Raw genomic sequence first — 17,211 nt, 5'->3', positions numbered from 1 at the left:
TTAGCCAGGCTGACCAGCGGTTTTCCTGTGCGCGGCCTACGCGTCTCCTGTTGGCAAACGGCTTCCGAGCAGGGCGTTCAGGCCGCCGGTGCGGCGCAGCTTCTGCCAGCCGAGGCGAATGCCACCCAACGCCGCCAACACCGATTGGATGAGTACGAGGTACATCAGCTGGCGATAGACGAATTGCTGAAGCGGCAGCCGCCACAGCGGTTTCAAGGACTCCTTGTCGAGCCGGAACGCGTAGATCGTGCTGACCAGCTGCACGAGCAGCATGGCCAGCCAGGCCAGCACGGTGTGCACCGGGTCGAGGAAGAACAGGCCGTAGATCAGGAACACGTCGATCAGCGGCGACAGCAGCGGCAGCAGGGTCTGGAACAGGGTCATGTTGATCAGGCCGCGCCGGCCGAACTTGCCGCCGGTGCCGCGCTCGATCAGCGTGCGGCGGTGCTTCCACATCGCCTGCATGGTGCCGTAACTCCAGCGGTAGCGCTGCCGCCACAGCTGGGACATCGTTGCCGGCGCCTCGGTCCAGGCCCGGGCCTGCTCCTCGTAGACGACCCGCCAACCGGCCCGGATGATCGCGATGGTGAGGTCGGTGTCCTCGGCCAGGGTGTCGTCGCTGAGCCCGTTGACCTGCTTGAGGGCCTCGGTGCGGAAGGCGCCGATGGCCCCGGGGACGGTCGACATGCAGCGCATCACGTCGTACGCGCGGCGGTCTATGGAGAAGCCGACGACGTACTCGATGTGCTGCCAGAGGGCGACCATGCCCTTGCGGTTGGCCACCTTCGCGTTGCCGGCCACCGCGCCGACCTCGGCGGTGGCGAACGGCTGGACCAGCAGGCGCACGGTGTCCGGCTCGAAGACCGTGTCGCCGTCCATCATGATGACGACCTCGGTGTCGGCGTGCGCGATGCCGGTGTTCAGCGCGGCCGATTTGCCGCTGTTCGGCTGCCGCACCACGGTGACGTTGGGATAGGCCAGGGCGTCGGCGATGTCCGCGGTGCCGTCGGTCGAGCCGTCGTCGATCACCACGATCCGGATGGGGTGGGTGCTGGCCACCAGCGACCGCAGGGTGTCGGCGATGATCTCCTTCTCGTTGTACGCGGGCACCAGCACGGTCACCGGTTTCGTGTACGGCTCGCCCCACAACCCCGGTCCGAGCTTGCGCCGCCGGGCGTGCTTGCGGCCCATGATGATCACCAGGATCAGCCGGGCCACGGTCAACACCCCGAGAAGCAGCAACAGGTACGAGAAGAGCACCGTGACGTGGGTGGCCAGCTGCACCGCGCCGACCAGCCCGAGGCCGAGTGCCTTGTCCTTGCCGGAGGCGGTCGGGTTGACCGTGGTCATGCCGGTGAGCGCCGAGACCGTGGTGAACGTGTAGCCCAGGTTCCGCAGCGTCGGGATGACCGTCTCGAGCGCGGTGGCGGTCTTTGCCCGGTTGCCGCCGCCGTCGTGGAACAGCAGGATCGCGCCGGCGTTGTCGTCCGGGGTGACCGCCGTGACGATGTCGTCGATGGTGACTGCGGACTCCCAGTCCCGGCTGTCCAGGTCGTTGACCACGGTCAGGTAACCGCGCTTGCCCATGTCGGTCATCACCGACCAGACGTTGTTGTCGATCGCCTTGACCGTCGACGAGTACGGCGGCCGGAAGATGACGCTGGTGACGTCGGCCGCGCCGGCCAGCGCGAACTGCGTCTCCTGCATCTCCACCTCGCGCCGCCACTCGTTCTTGGTGGACAGGTCGGGGTGGGTGAAGGTGTGGATGCCGATCTCGTGCCCGGCGTCCTGCACCTTCTCGACCAGGTCCGGGTACCGGCTGATCTCCGAGCCGATCATGAAGAAGGTGCCGGGGACGTTGTACTTCGCGAGGACGTCGAGGATCTCCGGGGTGTACTTCGGGCTCGGCCCGTCGTCGAAGGTCAGCACGATCTCGTTGTCCGGCACGCTGACCGTGGTCGTGGTGGTGCCGTCGGTCTGGATGACCGGGCCGCCGCCGTTGAGCACCTTGCTCGGCACGTCGGCCACCTCGGCGGTGGCCTCGGCCGCACCGTCCTGGGTGAACTCACCCTCCACCAGGCCGTTGACCGCGAGGATCGCCGCGAACAGGACGAGTACCACGGTCAGGACGATCCAGCGCGGACGTGGCACCGGAATGCGCCGCCGTACCGGCGCGGACGTCTCGACGGACACAGAGTTTCCTCTTCCCCCGGATGGCAGACGCTGGCTCATCGCCCTTATCGGCGGGAGAGGGACCTTTCTGAGCTGTTCGCGGCAATTGCCCGGCGAGGGGTGGGATAGTTCGGGGGTGCGCCTGACATGCGGCCTAGCCGCGGCAGCCCTGCTCGTCACGATCGCGGGCTGCTCCGGCGACTCCGATTCCGACTCCGGCACGTCGGCGACCGCGACCGCCACGGCGAGCGCCACCGTCGTGACCGCGCCGGTGGTCGCGCCCTACATCGACATCGTGAGCGGCACCGCCGACATCACCGCGATCCACACCGCGACCGGGCAGGCCGATTTCACGGCGGCCTTCGTGCTGGCCGACAGCGCCAAGACGTGCACGCCGACCTGGGGCGGCACCTCGGCGATCGACGACAGCACGATCGCCGCGGAGATCGCCAAGGTCACCGCGGTCAGCGGTGACGTCGTGGTGTCCACCGGCGGCGAGACCGGCACCTACCTGGAGAACGTCTGCACGGCCGCCGAGTTGGCCGCCGCCTACGAGAAGGCGCTGGACGTGGCCGGGAGCAACTATCTCGACATCGACATCGAGCAGGACGTCACCGCCGCGACGATCATGACGGCGCTGTCCACCGTGCAGAAGGCCCGGGGGACAGCGATCAGCCTGACCCTGCCGGTCGGCGGCGAGTCGGTCGGGCTCACCGACACCGAGATCGCGCTGCTGCAGAGCGCCGAGGACGCCGGCCTGGACGTCACCGTGAACGCGATGATCATGAACTTCACCGGGACCGGCGACTGGGGCACCGCGCTGACCACGGTGACCGAGTCGGTGAAGGTGGACGTGGCGAGCGTCTGGTCCGACCTGTCCGACACCGAGGTGTACGCCATGATCGGCGTCACCCCGATGATCGGCGCCAACGGCCTCGGCGGCCCGACCACCCTGGCCAACGCGAAGACGCTGCTCACCTACGCCAAGGGCAAGGGGCTGGGCTACGTCCGGTTCTGGTCGGTGAACCGCGACAACGGCGACTGCACCGACGGCTCGGTGAGCAGCAAGTGCAGCGGCATCACCCAGGATGAGTACGCCTTCACCGACCTGTTCGCCGACTACACGCCCTAGGAAGATGAAGAGGCCGAGGCTGAAGCCGAGGTCGTGGCGGACGTGGAGACGGTGGCCTTGGTGCTGAGGCCCGCGTCGGAGGCCTGGACCACGCTGGTGCCGACCACCGCGATGTAGAAGGCCGCGAAGAGCGCCACGAAGAAGCCGGCGATCGCTAACAGGCGCCCGCGGCGACCCGTGGAGTCGACGAAAACCTGCGGGGTGACTTCCGCGGCGGGCATGACGGCCGTACGAATCATGATATTTCCTTTTTCAAGTGATCTGCGTCTTTGGCAACATTAGGAATGGATTCTTTGAGTCTCCTTTGCCGTTCCTCCGTACTCTCTGTGATCGCAAAAGCGGTTACGCCACGTAGTCAGACGCTTGCGCCAATATGATCAAGTGATCCGACGGTGACGCGGAGTAGTTGTCGTAAACGGGGGCTGCTATTGACTGTGCTCGATCGTATGATTCGACAAAACCCCTGAGGTAAGCGCATTCCTGAGGAGATGGCGATGATGCAGATGATGGCGGTGGCAGCGGCGGTGGCGCTCGCGGTGCCGGGCGGGGGCGCCCCGGGCACGACGACTCGCCCGATCCTCTCCAGCACCGAAGCCCGGCCGTTCACGGCGGAGAACTACTTCCGCTACTCCGGCCTGTACGCCGCACCGGTCGCCGATCCCTGGCGTCCCAGACCGATCGCCACCGGCCGGCCCGACTATCTGGTCGGCGGCCACGGCTTCGCCACCGTGCAGGAGGCGGTCAACGCCGCCTACCGGGCCGGCGGCGCCGCCCGCCGCTGGATCGGCGTGCTGCCCGGCACCTACACCGGCACGGTCCTCATCCCGGCCGGCTCGCCGCCGCTGACCATCTTCGGCCTCGGCCGCCCCGCCGACGTGCGCCTCGAGTTCACCGTGGACGCCACCATCACGCCCGCCGCCTGGGGTGCCCTGGTCAACGCCGACGGCCGGTACGCCGAGGGCGACCCGGCCTGGCCGATGTTCCAGTCCTGCGCCACCAAGACCAGCGCCACCGCCGGCCTGTGCGCCACCGTGGTCTGGGCGCAGAGCACCGACCTGCAGCTCAAGGGCCTGACCATCACCAACACGCTGCTCGACACCGTCGACCGGGGGACGCACCAGGCACTCGCCCTGCGCACCGACGCCGACCGCACCCAGCTGGAGAACATGCGGCTGATCTCCCGGCAGGACACCTTCCTGGCCAACGCCGACAACGTCACCAGCATCGCCCGGGTGTCGGTGCGGGACAGCTACATCGAGGGCGACACCGACTTCGTCTTCGGCCGGGCCGCCACGGTGTTCAGCGACACGCACTTCCACCTGGTCTCGTCGCGCAAGGCGTCGGGCGGCGTCGTCTTCGCGCCGAACACCGCCCCCAACTACCCGTACGGTTTCCTGGTCACCCACTCGCGGATCACCGCCGACGCCGCCTACCAGGAGACGCCGACCGGGTTCCTCGGCCGGGGCTGGGACCAGGGCGCGAGCGCCACCGGTTACCTGCCCGGCATCACCCCGAACGGTCAGCTGGTGATCCGGGACAGCCTGATCGGCCCGGGGTACAACACGGTCACCCCGTGGGCGCCGGCCGCCACCACGGCCCGTCCGTTCGCGGCCCGCATCGACGAGGGCCGCGACCTGAACGACGTCAACTACAACCGACTGTGGGAGTACCGGAACAGAAGCTGAAGTCGGCGACGGCGGCCGGGGTCAACGTGGAGATGCCCAGCTCGGCCAGGCCGTCGGTGACCCGCTTCTCGTCGAGGCGCCCGAGCGGCTCGGCGTACGGCTTCATCGCCTCGATCTCTCCGACGGCCGCGGGAATCGCGGCCGTCGGCTCGGCCTTGTTCAAGATCTCGGCCGCCTCCTGCGGGTGGTCCAGGGTGTACCGCAGGCCCTTGAGCGCGGCGGTGGTGAATCGCTGGACCAGGTCGCGGTCGCTGCCGATCAGGCCGGCCTGGGCGACGATGACGTTGCCGTAGAGGTTCTTCAGATAGTCGCTGTACGGCATGACGGTGACCTGCTTCTTCGACGCTGTCTCCAGCGCCTTGCGGCTGAGCAGGAAGGTGCTTATCGCATCGACCTTGCGCTGGGCCATCAGCCCGTTCAACGCGGTCGGCTGGGTTCCCTGGATCTTGACGGTGGCCGGGTCGAGGCCGGCCAGCTTCGCGTACGCCGGGAAGAGCACCTCGCTCACCGAGCCCGTGGCGGTCGCGATCGTCTTACCGGAAAGGTCGGCCGGCTTGGTGATCCCGGTGTCGGCGGTCGTCATGATCGAGACGAGGGTCTGCTGGTGGATGGCCGCCACCGCCCGCCAATCGGTGAATCGACCCTGCCCGGCCAGAAGTTCGGCTCCGGAGAGGTCCATGGCCGCGAACTGGATCTGGTTCGACTTGAGCAGGGTGAGGTTGGGGACGTTGCCGGCGCCCTTCTGGATGTCGATCTCGATGCCGGCGTCGCGGAAGTAACCCTTCTCCCGGGCCACCCAGATGAACGAGTCCCGCCCGACCGCTCCGAAGCCGGTCGCATAGTGCACTGTGTCCGGTTTGCTCGGTTTATCCGCGCAGCCCGCCGCCAGCATGGCGACCACCACGACCGCAGCCCAGATCCTCATGCGCCGGATGCTCCGCCCGACACCGGAAGGGCGCGACCCCGTGTCATTTGATGCGAATATGACTGTCCATGAAGGACAAAAGCGAGCCTCTTCTCAGCCTGCGCACCTTCCTGGCCGAGGCCGGGGACGTCCGCGATGTGCGTGGCGCCCACTGGGACCTGGAAATCGGCGCGATCGCCGAGCTGAGCTACCGGATGCCGCAACCGCCGGCACTGCTGTTCGACGACATCACCGGCTACCCGAGCGGCCGGGTGCTGACCGGCAGCACCGGCTCACCCCGCCGGCTCGGGCTCACCCTGCGCCTGGGCGCCGACCACACCGACGAGTCGCTGGTCGCCGCACTGCGCGGCAAGCCGGCGCAGTGGGCGGCCGCGGCGAAAGACTTTCCGATCCGGCCGGTGACCGACGCGCCCTTACTGGCGAACGAGATCACCGGCGAGGCGATCAACCTGCTCGACTTCCCGGTGCCGCGCTGGCACGAGCACGACGGCGGCCGGTTCATCGGCACCGGCTGCCTGGTCGTCACCAGCGACCCGGAGACCGGCGTGCACAACGGCGGCTGCTACCGGATGGAGGTGCAGGACGACGGCCGGTCGGCCACGGTTGCCGCGGTCCCCGGCAAGCACGGCGCCCAGCACATCGCCGCCTGGTTCGCCCGGCACGGCCGGGCCCCGGTCACGGTGTCCTTCGGACACGACCCGCTGCTGCTCGCGCTGGGCGGGACGGAGGTTCCGCTGGGCGTCTCCGAATTGGAGTACGCCGGAGCGGTGGCCGGCGAACGCGTCCCGGTGGTGCTCGGACCGGACACCGGGTTGCCCATCCCGGCCGGCAGCGAGCTGACCGTCGAGGGCTGGCTGCGGCCCGGGCTGACCCGCGAGGAGGGCCCGTTCGGCGAGTGGACCGGCTATTACTCGGGCGCCCGCCGCGCCGACCTGTGCCTGGAGATCACCCGGCTGTACCACCGGGACGACCCGATCCTGCTCGGCGCCCCACCCGGCCGCCCGCCGCACGACTACTCGTACATGCGGACCGTGCTGAAGTCCGCGATGATCCACGACGAGTTGGTGTCGACCGGAGTGCCCGGCATCGTGAAGGCCTGGGCGCACGAGGCCGGCGGCGGCCGGCTGTTCGTCGGCGTCGCGATCGAGCAGAAGTACGCCGGGCACGCCCGCCAGGTCGGTCACCTCACCGCCCAGCTACCGGCGGCCGCCTACATGAACCGGTACGTCGTGGTGGTCGACGCCGACATCGACCCGGCCGACCTGGACCAGTTGGTCTGGGCGATCTCCACCCGCACCGACCCGGCCGAGGACATCGAGGTGCAGCGCCGCACCCGGGGCAGCCGGCTCGACCCGATGCTGCCCGGGGGCGCGACGCCGTTCAACAGCCGCGCGGTGATCGACGCCTGCCGCCCGTGGGAGCGGCTGGCGTCGTTCCCGCGAGTAGCCGAGAGCGACCCCGCCTACTTGGCCGAGGTGCGGGCGCGCTGGGCCGGCGTTCTGGGCTGAGACCACCACATCGCCAGGAACACCCCGGTGAACACCAGCAACGCGGCCGCCAGCACGAACCAGACGGTGATCTCCACCTTCTGCTTGTGCAGGCCGATCTCGCGGGGCAGGTCGTCCAGGACGTCGACGAGCTGGTCGGCGTCCTCGGCCCGGAAGTAACGCCCGCCGGTGGTGTCCGCGACGTTCTGCAGCGCGTCCTCGTCGATCTGCTGGTTACGGCCACCGCCCCCGCGGCCACCGCCCTGGAAGCCGCCGCCCCCGGTGAACGAGTCGCCGCTGACCTGGTTGGCCGAGCACACCATCGGAGCCGGCGTGGTGGTGCCGAAGCCGATCGTGAAGACCCGCACCCGGCGGGCCGCCGCCTGGGTGGCCGCGGTCTCCGGGTCGACACCGGTGGTGTTGGAACCGTCGGTGAGCACGACGATGGTGTCCGGCTGATAGTCACCGAGCGTGTTGGGGTCGGCGTCGCCCAGGTCGACCCCGGTCGCCGCCACGTTGGGGTTGTGCTCGGCGATCGCGTCGATCGAGGTCAGGATGGCCTGGCCGATCGCCGTACCCCGGGCGGTCTTCAGGGTGTCGATCGCGTCGAGCAGGGCGTCCTTGTCGGTGGTCGGCGCGACCAGCAGACCGGCGATCCCGGAGAACGCGACAAGCCCGATCTGGGTGCCGTCACTCTGCTTCTTGATGAAGTTGCGCGCCGCCTCGGTGGCCACGGTCAGCCGGTTGGGGCTGATGTCGGTGCTGCACATCGAGCCGGAGACGTCGATGGCCAGCAGGATCGAGGTGCTGTTGGACGGCACCGACACCGTTGCCTGCGGCCGGGTCAGGCCGCCGGCCAGCACGATCAGGCCGGCCAGGAACAGCCAGACCGGCACCCGCCGCCGCCACGAGCTGCGGCCGGGGATCGCGGCCCGGATCAGGGCCACGCTGGAGACGACCACCGCCGAGCGTTTCCGCCGCCGGTTCATCCACCACCGCACCGCCAGAATGATCGGCACGGTCAGGAGCGCAAGTAGCGCCCACGGCCAGCTGAGCGACATCAGACGATCCTCCCGTGCCAGCGAGTGCCGAGCAGCGCGCCGAGCGCGAGCAGCAGCAGAGCGGCCGCCCCGAACGGCGCGGTCAGCTCGAGCGGCTCCTTCTTGGTGGTCAGGCGCAGGTCGATCGACTTGGTGGTGTCGGCGAGTGTGTCGGCGTCGCCGGCCTGGTGGTACGCCCCGCCGGTGACCTGGGCGATCGAGGTCAGCGCGGCCTCGTCCATGGTGGCCGCGAGCTGGAAGCCGTCCACCTCGACGGTGCCGCCCTTGGCGGTGCCCACGCCGACGGTCTGGATGCGGACCCCGGCCGCCGCGGCGAGCTCGGCCGCGGCCTCGGCGTCCGGTCCGCCGGTGTCGGCCCCGTCGGAGAAGACCACGATGGTCGCCGACGGCCAGTAGCCGAGGCTGGGCGCCGCCGCGCCGTCCTCGGGCAGTGTCACCGGCTTGCCGGTGATCGTGCCGAGGGCCACCAGGATGGCCTGGCCGAGCGAGGTGCCACCGCTGGCGGCGGCCCGGTTGATCGCGGCCAGCGCGAGCGTGTGGTCGTCGGTCGGCGCCTGGGTGAGCAGGGCCTGCTCACCGAAGACCACGACGCCGACGTCCACCGAGTCGGGCTGCTCGCCGACGAAGCCGGCCGCCGCCTGCTGGGCCGCGGCGAGCCGGGTGGGCTGCACGTCGGTGGCTTTCATGCTGTTCGAGATGTCGAAGGCGAGCAGCACGGTGCCGGACACCCGGGGCACGGCCACCTCGGCCTGCGGCCGGGCCAGCCCGATGAGCAGGATCGGCAGCGCGGCGAGCAGCAACGCATAGGGCAGGTGGCGGCGGACCGCCGCCTTCCGGCCGCTGCTGCCGAAACCGGCGGCGGCCAGGGCGGCGGTGCGGCGGCGCTGCAACATCACGTACGCCGTGACCGCGGCCGCCGTGACCAGGACGGCCACCGCGATGATCATCGGATAGAGGAAGCTCACCGGCGCACCCGCCCCGAGCGCCGGACCATGGTGACCAGCGAGGCCAGCAGGTCCTGGTCGGTGGTGATCCGGTGGGCGTCCACCCCGGCCTGCCGCATCCCCTCGGCCATCTCCGCCTCCCGGGCGTCCACCTGGGCCGACAGCCGGCCGCGCAGCAGCGGGTCGCTGGTGTCGACAAGGAGTTGCTCGCCGGTCTCGGCGTCCTCGACCAGGATCACGCCGAGGTCGGGCAGGTCGAGCTCGGCCGGGTCGACGACCCGGACCACCACCACCTCGTGCCGGTGGGTGAGCATCGCCAGGGGCTTCGCCCAGCCGGGGTCACCGATGAAGTCGGACATGACGAAGACCAGGCTGCGCCGCTGGGCGGTCGTAGTGGCGGCCAGTCTGAGCATTTTGGATAAATCGGTCGTCTTGCCATTGTCCTTGGTTTTGCCGACGGCCGGTCGCAGCAGTTCGTGCGTGATGCGCAGGATCTGGTCGCGGCCGGTGCGCGGCGGGATGACCAGGTGGCGGTCGTTGTCGAAGAGGATGGCGCCGACCCGGTTGCCGCCCTGCGACACCACCCGGCCCAGGCTGATCGCCAGCTCGGTGGCCGTCGACTCCTTGCCCGCGGCCTGGCCGAATTTCATCGAGGCGGACCGGTCGATCACCAGCCAGGCGGTCATCTCCCGGTCTTCGGTGTAGAGCCGGACGTACGGCTCGTCGGCCCGGGCCGTCACGTTCCAGTCGATGTGCCGGACGTCGTCCTCGGGGGTGTAGACCCGCAGGTCGGTGAAGTCGAGGCCGGTGCCGTGCCACACCGTGCGGTAGGCGCCCTGCAATCGCCCGTCGAGGCGGCGGCCGAGCCGCCACTCCAGGCGTCGCAGGAGGCGATCCGGGGCGGTGGTCACCTCAGCGGCCCCGGCCGGCCGGCTCGGGGATCGCCAGGTTCGCCATGATCTTCGACAGGATCACGTCGGGGGTGATCTCGTCGGAGAGTGCCTCGTAGGACAGCACCAGGCGGTGTCGCAGCACGTCGTGGGCCAGGTCGGTGAGGTCGTCGGGGACCACGTATTCCCGGCCGCGGATGAAGGCGAGCGCGCGGGCCGCGAGGACCAGGCTGATCGACGAGCGCGGGCTGGCGCCGAAGGTGACGTAGCGGGCCAGGTCGGTCAGGCCGATCCGGCCCGGTTCGCGGGTGGCGTGGGCGAGCTGAACGGCGTATTCGATCAGGGAGGGATCGACGTACACCTGGTCGGCCTGCTGCTGCAGCGCGATCAGGGTCGCCGGGTCGATGATCCGCTGGATCACCGCGGCCGGGGCGAGCGCCCGCTCCACCACCACGAATTCCTCGGTGACGCTGGGGTAACCGACAAGCACCTTCATCATGAAGCGGTCGACCTGGGCCTCGGGCAGCGGGTAGACGCCCTCGTTCTCGATCGGGTTTTGCGTCGCCATCACCAGGAACGGGTTGGGCAGCTTGTGGGTCTCCCGGCCGATGGTGACCTGCCGCTCCTGCATCGTCTCGAGCAGCGCGCTCTGCACCTTGGCCGGCGCCCGGTTGATCTCGTCGGCCAGCAGCAGGTTGGTGAAGACCGGGCCGAGCTGCACCTGGAACTCGCCGGTCGGCTGGTGGAAGACGCGGGTGCCGACGATGTCGGCCGGCACCAGGTCGGGGGTGAACTGCACCCGGTGGAAGTCGCCGCCGATCGCGGTGGCCAGCGACTTCACCGCGAGGGTCTTGGCCAGGCCGGGAACCCCCTCGACCAGCACGTGGCCGCGGGCGAGCAGCGCCACGACCAGCCGTTCCAGCAGCACGTCCTGGCCCACGATGGTCTTCTTGACCTCGTAGAGCACCTTCTCGATCGGGCCGGCGGACGCGGCCGGAACCGCGGCGTCGTTCCAGTTCACGCGCTTCTCCTCAGTGTTCACAGTGGCGGCGTCTGGCCGTCGCCCTCGCCGGTCGCGCCGAGCGCGGCGCCGATCGGGACGGCGAAACCGATGCCGATGAAGGTGCCGGCATCGGTGGGATTGGCCAGCGCCACCACGATGCCGGTGACCTGGCCGCGGTCGTTGATCAGCGGCCCGCCCGAGCTGCCCGGGTTGACCGCCGCGTCGAATTGGATGAGCCCGGAGATGTCGCCGTTTTCTTCGCGGGACATCACCCGGTCGAGGCCGGAGACGACCCCGCTGGTGGTGCTCGCGGTCAGCCCGAGCGGGTTGCCGATGGCCACCACGTCGTCGCCGACCTGCACGCCGCCGCCGAGGGTGGCCGGGACCAGGGTCTCCGGCAGCTGAGCCGGGGTGAGGGTGGCGATGTCCTGTTTCACGTCGGCGCTGGCCACCTCGGCGGCCGAGGTGGTGCCATCGGCGTAGGTGATTTTGATGGCGACCGCGCCGTCGATGACGTGCGCCGCGGTGAGGATCGTGCCGTCGGCGTTGGCGATCACGCCGGTGCCGGTCGACGACTCGGCCATGCTCTTGGCGTTTGCCGAGGTGCCGGCCTTGCCGGTGGAGGTGATCCGGACGACCGAGGGGAGCACGGTCTGATAGACCTCGGCGACGGTGAGTGGCGCGTCCGATGCGGAGGGTTTGGGTTGGGCGGTGGCGACCGGTGCCGGCGAGGAGTCGCCGGAGCCGCGGAAGACCACCAGGCCGGTGATCACCACGGCCCACACGGCGAGCGCCCCGATCAGCAGCTTTCGCCGGGTCGCGGGGCCGGGCGCGGTCCAGCGGCGCTGCGGCGGGTCCGGCTCGGGCGACGGCGGTGAGCCGTCGCCCTGCACCGTAATCACGGGCTGCATTTCTCGACTGTAGGAGCGATTTCTCAAAGTTGGTTGAGAGTCACCTCCTAATTCCGGAGCCCGCCAGATCAGGTCAAACGGCGATAGCGGCGCACCGCGAGCGGCATGAATACCGCGAGTAACAGGACCGGCCACCCGACCGCCAGCCAGAAATGACCGTCCTGCCCGGGATTGCCGAACAGCTCCCGGGTCGCCGAGGCGGTCGCGGACAGCGGGTTCCACTCGGCGATCGCGCCGAGCCAGCCCGGCATCGTCTCGGGCGCGGTGAAGACGCTGGACAGGAACGCCAGCGGCCAGACCAGGATCTGCACCGCCATCAGCATCTCCGGTTTGCCGGCCGCCAGGGCCAGCCAGATGCCGAACCAGAGCAGCGCGTAGCGCAGCAGAAGCAGCAGGCCCACCGCGAGCAGCGCGTTGACCGGCCCGTCATGCCAGCGCCAGCCGACCGCCAAACCGCAGGCGATCAGCACGATCAGGCCGACCGCCGCGTACAGCATGTCGGCCACGCTGCGCCCGGTCAGCACGGCGGCCGACGAGATCGGCATGGTGCGGAACCGGTCGGTGACCCCTCGCCCGGCGTCGGTGCTCACCGCCTGGAACGTGCTCTCCAGCCCGAACGCCATGGTCAGCACGAATATCCCAGGCAGCAGGAACTCTTTGTAGTCGCCACCGCCCGGCACCTGCATCGCTCCGCCGAACAGGTAGGCGAACATCAACAGGATCATCACCGGAAAGAACAGACCCAGCGCCAGCCCGGCGGGTTGGTTGCGCCACTGCAGCAGCGTCCGCCGGGTGAGGGTCCAGCTGTCCAGGGCGTACGCCGTCACGGCGCGCTCCTTTCGGTCAGGTTCAGGAATGCCTCGTCGAGGGTCGGCCGGCGCAGTGCGAGGTCGTCGACGTCGGTCAGCTCCTGGGCGGCCCGGGTCAGGGCGGTGACCCGATCGCCGACCGGCACGCTGACCAGTCGCCGGTCCCGGTCGAGGTGCGGCTCGCCGGTGCCGATCCGGGCCAGCACCTCGGCGGTCGCATCGAGCGAGGCGGCGTCGCGCACCACCACCTCGAGGTGGTCGTCGCCCTTCAGCTCGTCGGGCGTGCCGGTGGCGATCACGCGGCCCCGGTCGACCACGGTGAGCGCGTCGGCGAGCTGGTCGGCCTCCTCCAGATATTGCGTGGTCAGCAGGACCGTGGTGCCGTCGGCGACGAGTGACCGGATCTCCCGCCACACCTCGTTGCGGGCCCGCGGGTCGAGCCCGGTGGTCGGCTCGTCGAGGAACAGCACGGCCGGGCTGATCAGCAGGCCGGCCGCCAGGTCGAGCCGGCGGCGCATGCCACCCGAATATTTCGCCGCGGGCCGGTCGGCCGCCTCGGCGAGCCCGAACCGGTCCAGCAGTTCGCCGGCCCGGCGGCGGGCTCCGGAAGCACCCAGGTGGTGCAGCCGGCCGAACATCTCCAGGTTCTGCCGGCCGCTGAGCTGTTCGTCGACGGCGGCCTGCTGGCCGACCAGCCCGATCCGGGTGCGCACCCGGACGGCCTCGCGGACGACGTCGTGCCCGGCCACCCGGGCCTGCCCGGCGTCGGGGCGCAGCAGCGTGGTGAGGATCCGCACCGCGGTGGTCTTGCCGGCTCCGTTGGGCCCGAGCAGGCCGTGCACGGTGCCGGCCGGCACCGTCAGGTCGAACTCCTCGAGGGCGGTGGTCGAGCCGAACCGCCTGGTCAGACCGGTGGCTTCGATTGCTGGGTCGCGCATCGTGCTCCTATCACTTTACAGCGTACGGAGTTCGTGGCGTCGCCAGTATAACCACACTCCGTACGCCGTAAAGTGATCGGCGTGACGACCGATTTCAGCGGTGGCGGCGACCCGCGGCGCACCATCGAGCTGCTCTGGGGGGTGCGCGGCGGCCCGCGCCCCGGGCCGAAGCCGCGTTTCACGGTCGAGGAGATCGCCGCGTCGGCCATCGCGATCGCCGACACCGACGGCCTCGGCGCGCTGTCCATGCGGAAGGTCGCCGAAGGCCTCGGGGTCAGCGCGATGTCGCTGTACACCTACGTGCCGGGCAAGGGCGAACTGATCGACCTGATGCTGGACCGCGTCCTGGCCGAGGTGTCACTGAGTTTCGACGAGGCCGTCGAGTGGCGGGCCCGGCTGGCCCGGGTGGCCCGCGAGAACTGGCAGCTCTACCTGCGCCACCCCTGGCTGCTGCAGGTCGCGACCAGTCGGCCACCGCTGGGCCCGCACCTGATCGCCAAGTACGACCACGAGCTGCGCGCGATCGACGGCATCGGCCTGACCGACATCGAGATGGACCTGGTGGTGCAGCTGATCGGCGACTACGTGCACGGCGCCGCCCGCTCCGCCGTCTCGGCGACGCTTGTCGCCCAGCGCACCGGTCTCACCGACGAGCAGTGGTGGGAACAGGCCGCACCCGCGCTGGAACAGGTCCTCGACCCGGCCGCGACCCCCACCGCGACCCGGGTGGGTGCCGCCGCCGGTGAGGAGTACCAGGCGGCGGGCGATCCGGCTCGCGCCTTCGACTTCGGCCTGAGCTGCCTGCTCGACGGGGTGGCGGCGCGGATCAGCTCAGACCGAGACCCCGGCGACCGGTCTCGTTGAGGTCGGCCGGCTGGAACCGGTTGGCCCAGTCCCGCTCGTAGTGCTCGGCCGGGAAGTCGCTGGGGCTCTCGCCCTTGACGAAGGCGTCGCGCACGTTCGCCGCGTACGCCTCGTTGCGCGGGCACCACGGTGCGGCCGGGATGTACATGACGTTGCCCCAGCCCTTCTGGGCCTCCACCGGCGCCACGCTGTGGATCATGTCGGCGTGCCACCAGACCGAGTCGCCGGCCCGCACGTCGGGGATGCCGGACAGCGCTTCCATCAGCGGGGCGTGCCACTTGTGCCCGGCCGGGAAGACCTGGTTGACGGTGACCCCGCACATGTCGTCGTCGGGGACGTCGCTCAGCAGTGGGCGCAGCATCAGGTAGGCCATCGCCTCGGGGATCGGCACGGTGTGCAGCACGCCCTGGTCGTGGTCCATGTCGGACAGTGCGGTCCAACCCTGGAACGTGCGGAAGGCCGAGCACATGGTGGTGCCCGGGTATTGCGGGCCGGCCGTGCGGTGGGCGGCGTCCCACGGGTCGTACTGCTCGACGTTGCCGTCGAACAGGTGCCGGAACGCCTGCTGGTAGGCGCGGGTCATCCACAGGTCGAGGGTGCCCGGGTCGAGGTGGGTGCCGAGGCCGGCCGAGTCGGCGCCCTCGGGCCGGCGGCGGATCCGGTCGGGATAGAGCGAGTCACGATTCGGGTCGAACCACTGCACGCCTTCCGACGCGTACGCCCAGAGGGTGTTGAGGAATTTTTGGACCTTGGCCATCCGGTCGCTCTGCCGGGCCTGCATCTGGGCCGGCGACCAGTAGATCGGGTAGATCTCGGGCTTGGAACCGACGCTGCCGAAGAAGTCGTCGCCGGGGCCGCGGTAGTTCTCGAAGAAGTTGTTGCCCTCGACGTAGTCGACGATGTCCGAATCCCACTGCTGGGCCTGGTCGCGCTCGAAGTGGCCGCGCACGACCAGGCAGCCGCGCTTCTTCAACTTGGCCAACTGCGCGGCCGAGACCGTGCCGGCCTGGATGTCGGCGTAGTCGATGACCGGCCAGATGCTCTCGCCGGCCCGCCGGTCGGCGGCGATCTCGTCGACGGCGGCCTGGACCCGGCGCTCGACGACGGCGAACACCTCGTCAACGGTGCGGCCGGACGCCGCGATGCGCTCCCGCAGGGCCGCCTTGATCTCGCGGGTCGCGGCGGGCAGGTCGGCGGGAGCCGACTCCCAGTGCGGCAGGACGGTCACGGCGTCTCCTTCTAGTCAGGTCTCCTTACTTGAAACTACGGGCGCTCGTTCTTCTAGGCAAGAGCCCTGACTAGAATTGGCACGTGGTTACCCGGCCCTCGCTCGACCTCGTCCGGTCGCTTACCGACGAGCACGTGCTGCGCGCCCTGATGCGACACCGCCGGCTCACCCGCGCCGAGCTGGCCGGCGAGACCGGCATCTCGAAGCCGACCGCGGGCGAGAGCGTGCGCCGGCTGACCGAGCGCGGCCTGGTCACCGACACCGGCGAGCGCACCCCGGGCGGCCGGGGTCGCGGCCGGGTCGGCTCCTACTACTCGCTCGCGGCCGGGGTCGGCACCGCGCTGGCGGTCAGCATCGCGCCGGAGGGGGTGGTGGCCGAGTGCGTCGACGCGTACGGCGACACGGTGCGCCGGGCCGAGCGGCCGGCCCGGCCCGAGCACGTGGCCGAGGCGCTGCGCGAGGTCGCGGCCGAGGTCGGCGGGCCGGCGCGGCTGGCCGTGGTCAGTGCGGCCGACCCGGTCGACCGGGCCACCGGCCGGCTCGTCCACCTGCCCGACTCGCCGTTCATGGTGGGTGAGCTCGACCCGGTGGCCATTCTTGGCGGCCAGGTGCTCGTCGACAACGACGTCAACTGGGCGGCCCGGGCCGAGCGGGCCGCGGCCGGCGACGAGTTCGCCTACCTCTACCTCGGTGCCGGTCTCGGCTGCGCGATCGTCGGCGACGGCGAGATCCGGCGCGGCAGCTCCGGCCTGGCCGGCGAGATCGCCCACCTGCTCACCGTCGGCCCGGACGGCCGGGCCATCCCGTTCATCGAGGTCTTCGCCCAGCTCGGGCTGCGCCGGCCGGGAAGCACCGCGATCGACGCCGAACGACTGCTGGCGGCGGGGGAGTCCACTCGGGAGGTGGTCGGGCGCGCGGTGGCCGGGGTCGTCGCGGCGGTGGTCACGCTGGCCGACCCGGGCCGGGTGATCGTCGGCGGTTCGTGGGGGCCGGGGTTGCTGCCGGACATCCGGGCCGCGGTCGGCGAGCTGCCCCGGGGCGCACCGGTCTCGTCGGCCACCGTCGTCGACCAGCCGTCGCTGGCCGGCGCCCGAGCCGAGGCGGTCGAGCGGTTGCGTGCCTTGATCGCGCAAACGGGATAGATACGAATCTTCGTTCCCGG

General features: G+C 70.3%; 16 protein-coding genes. 5 read left to right on the top strand and 11 right to left on the bottom strand.

The annotated features are described in order from the left end of the window. Positions 1 to 36: 36 nt before the first annotated feature. On the bottom strand, positions 37 to 2,193 hold the full coding sequence (locus Ate02nite_RS08725; protein WP_203801938.1) for a bifunctional polysaccharide deacetylase/glycosyltransferase family 2 protein: 2,157 nt from the start codon (positions 2,191 to 2,193) through the stop codon (positions 37 to 39). A gap of 115 nt (positions 2,194 to 2,308) precedes the next feature. Between Ate02nite_RS08725 and Ate02nite_RS08720 the strand changes: the two genes are divergently transcribed. Next, positions 2,309 to 3,304 (top strand): glycoside hydrolase family 18 protein, encoded by a 996-nt coding sequence (locus Ate02nite_RS08720; protein ID WP_203801928.1) that lies wholly within the window; start codon positions 2,309 to 2,311, stop codon positions 3,302 to 3,304. Here Ate02nite_RS08720 and Ate02nite_RS08715 read toward each other — a convergent pair. Next, positions 3,301 to 3,543, bottom strand: coding sequence for a hypothetical protein (locus Ate02nite_RS08715; RefSeq protein WP_203801926.1), 243 nt, complete (start codon positions 3,541 to 3,543; stop codon positions 3,301 to 3,303). The two genes, Ate02nite_RS08720 and Ate02nite_RS08715, sit on opposite strands and share 4 nt — an antisense overlap. Before the next feature lie 255 nt (positions 3,544 to 3,798). On the opposite strand from Ate02nite_RS08715, the gene Ate02nite_RS08710 reads away from it, so the two are divergent. Continuing rightward, positions 3,799 to 4,989, top strand: coding sequence for a putative acyl-CoA thioester hydrolase (locus tag Ate02nite_RS08710; protein ID WP_239147238.1), 1,191 nt, complete (start codon positions 3,799 to 3,801; stop codon positions 4,987 to 4,989). On the opposite strand, the gene Ate02nite_RS08705 is transcribed toward Ate02nite_RS08710, so the two are convergent. Beyond that, entirely contained in the window at positions 4,949 to 5,914 is a 966-nt protein-coding gene (locus tag Ate02nite_RS08705) for an ABC transporter substrate-binding protein (protein WP_203801921.1), read from the bottom strand. The genes Ate02nite_RS08710 and Ate02nite_RS08705 overlap by 41 nt on opposite strands. Positions 5,915 to 5,982: 68 nt before the next feature. Here Ate02nite_RS08705 and Ate02nite_RS08700 point away from each other — a divergent pair, with 68 nt between their 5' ends. Next, entirely contained in the window at positions 5,983 to 7,422 is a 1,440-nt protein-coding gene (locus Ate02nite_RS08700; protein WP_203801918.1) for a UbiD family decarboxylase, read from the top strand. Here the strand turns inward: Ate02nite_RS08700 and Ate02nite_RS08695 are convergent. From Ate02nite_RS08695 to Ate02nite_RS08665, 7 genes are all read right to left on the bottom strand, one after another. Beyond that, complete coding sequence (locus Ate02nite_RS08695; RefSeq protein WP_203801913.1) at positions 7,377 to 8,462, bottom strand: VWA domain-containing protein; 1,086 nt, start codon at positions 8,460 to 8,462, stop codon at positions 7,377 to 7,379. The two genes, Ate02nite_RS08700 and Ate02nite_RS08695, sit on opposite strands and share 46 nt — an antisense overlap. Then, a complete protein-coding gene (locus Ate02nite_RS08690) occupies positions 8,462 to 9,427 on the bottom strand; it encodes a VWA domain-containing protein (protein WP_203801910.1) in 966 nt (321 codons plus the stop codon). Before Ate02nite_RS08690 ends, Ate02nite_RS08695 begins: the two co-directional genes overlap by 1 nt. After that, entirely contained in the window at positions 9,424 to 10,317 is an 894-nt protein-coding gene (locus Ate02nite_RS08685; RefSeq protein ID WP_203801908.1) for a DUF58 domain-containing protein, read from the bottom strand. Before Ate02nite_RS08685 ends, Ate02nite_RS08690 begins: the two co-directional genes overlap by 4 nt. 1 nt (position 10,318) lies before the next feature. Continuing rightward, a complete protein-coding gene (locus Ate02nite_RS08680) occupies positions 10,319 to 11,317 on the bottom strand; it encodes an AAA family ATPase (protein WP_203801904.1) in 999 nt (332 codons plus the stop codon). A 17-nt stretch (positions 11,318 to 11,334) separates the two neighbouring features. Next, positions 11,335 to 12,210: a S1C family serine protease gene (locus tag Ate02nite_RS08675; RefSeq protein ID WP_203801902.1), complete on the bottom strand. Its 876-nt coding sequence runs from the start codon at positions 12,208 to 12,210 to the stop codon at positions 11,335 to 11,337. 68 nt (positions 12,211 to 12,278) lie between these two features. Then, positions 12,279 to 13,037 carry an ABC transporter permease gene (locus Ate02nite_RS08670; RefSeq protein WP_203801892.1) on the bottom strand — a complete coding sequence of 253 codons (759 nt, stop codon included), beginning with the start codon at positions 13,035 to 13,037 and terminating at the stop codon, positions 12,279 to 12,281. Continuing rightward, a complete protein-coding gene (locus Ate02nite_RS08665) occupies positions 13,034 to 13,957 on the bottom strand; it encodes an ATP-binding cassette domain-containing protein (RefSeq protein ID WP_203801889.1) in 924 nt (307 codons plus the stop codon). The genes Ate02nite_RS08670 and Ate02nite_RS08665 overlap by 4 nt, the downstream gene beginning before the upstream one ends. An 81-nt stretch (positions 13,958 to 14,038) precedes the next feature. Between Ate02nite_RS08665 and Ate02nite_RS08660 the strand changes: the two genes are divergently transcribed. Beyond that, a complete protein-coding gene (locus Ate02nite_RS08660) occupies positions 14,039 to 14,821 on the top strand; it encodes a TetR/AcrR family transcriptional regulator (protein ID WP_203801886.1) in 783 nt (260 codons plus the stop codon). Here the strand turns inward: Ate02nite_RS08660 and Ate02nite_RS08655 are convergent. Further along, positions 14,784 to 16,049, bottom strand: a complete 1,266-nt coding sequence (locus Ate02nite_RS08655) for a DUF1479 domain-containing protein (protein WP_203801883.1) — start codon at positions 16,047 to 16,049, stop codon at positions 14,784 to 14,786. The genes Ate02nite_RS08660 and Ate02nite_RS08655 overlap by 38 nt on opposite strands. Positions 16,050 to 16,132: 83 nt before the next feature. Between Ate02nite_RS08655 and Ate02nite_RS08650 the strand changes: the two genes are divergently transcribed. Continuing rightward, complete coding sequence (locus Ate02nite_RS08650) at positions 16,133 to 17,191, top strand: ROK family transcriptional regulator (protein WP_239147237.1); 1,059 nt, start codon at positions 16,133 to 16,135, stop codon at positions 17,189 to 17,191. The last annotated feature ends 20 nt before the right edge of the window (positions 17,192 to 17,211 follow it).

The sequence above is a fragment of the Paractinoplanes tereljensis genome, assembly GCF_016862435.1.
Lineage (GTDB): Bacteria > Actinomycetota > Actinomycetes > Mycobacteriales > Micromonosporaceae > Actinoplanes > Actinoplanes tereljensis.
The sequence above is the reverse complement of the archived record's forward strand: the minus strand, read 5'-3'. Positions and strand labels throughout refer to the sequence as shown.

Bases quoted from the DNA above. Each gene is read 5' to 3' on its own strand.
- Ate02nite_RS08710 (WP_239147238.1), top strand. From the start codon at position 3,799: ATGATGCAGATGATGGCGGTGGCAGCGGCGGTGGCGCTCGCGGTGCCG.
- Ate02nite_RS08695 (WP_203801913.1), bottom strand. From the start codon at position 8,462: ATGTCGCTCAGCTGGCCGTGGGCGCTACTTGCGCTCCTGACCGTGCCG.
- Ate02nite_RS08665 (WP_203801889.1), bottom strand. From the start codon at position 13,957: ATGCGCGACCCAGCAATCGAAGCCACCGGTCTGACCAGGCGGTTCGGC.
- Ate02nite_RS08675 (WP_203801902.1), bottom strand. From the start codon at position 12,210: ATGCAGCCCGTGATTACGGTGCAGGGCGACGGCTCACCGCCGTCGCCC.
- Ate02nite_RS08700 (WP_203801918.1), top strand. From the start codon at position 5,983: ATGAAGGACAAAAGCGAGCCTCTTCTCAGCCTGCGCACCTTCCTGGCC.
- Ate02nite_RS08705 (WP_203801921.1), bottom strand. From the start codon at position 5,914: ATGAGGATCTGGGCTGCGGTCGTGGTGGTCGCCATGCTGGCGGCGGGC.
- Ate02nite_RS08715 (WP_203801926.1), bottom strand. From the start codon at position 3,543: ATGATTCGTACGGCCGTCATGCCCGCCGCGGAAGTCACCCCGCAGGTT.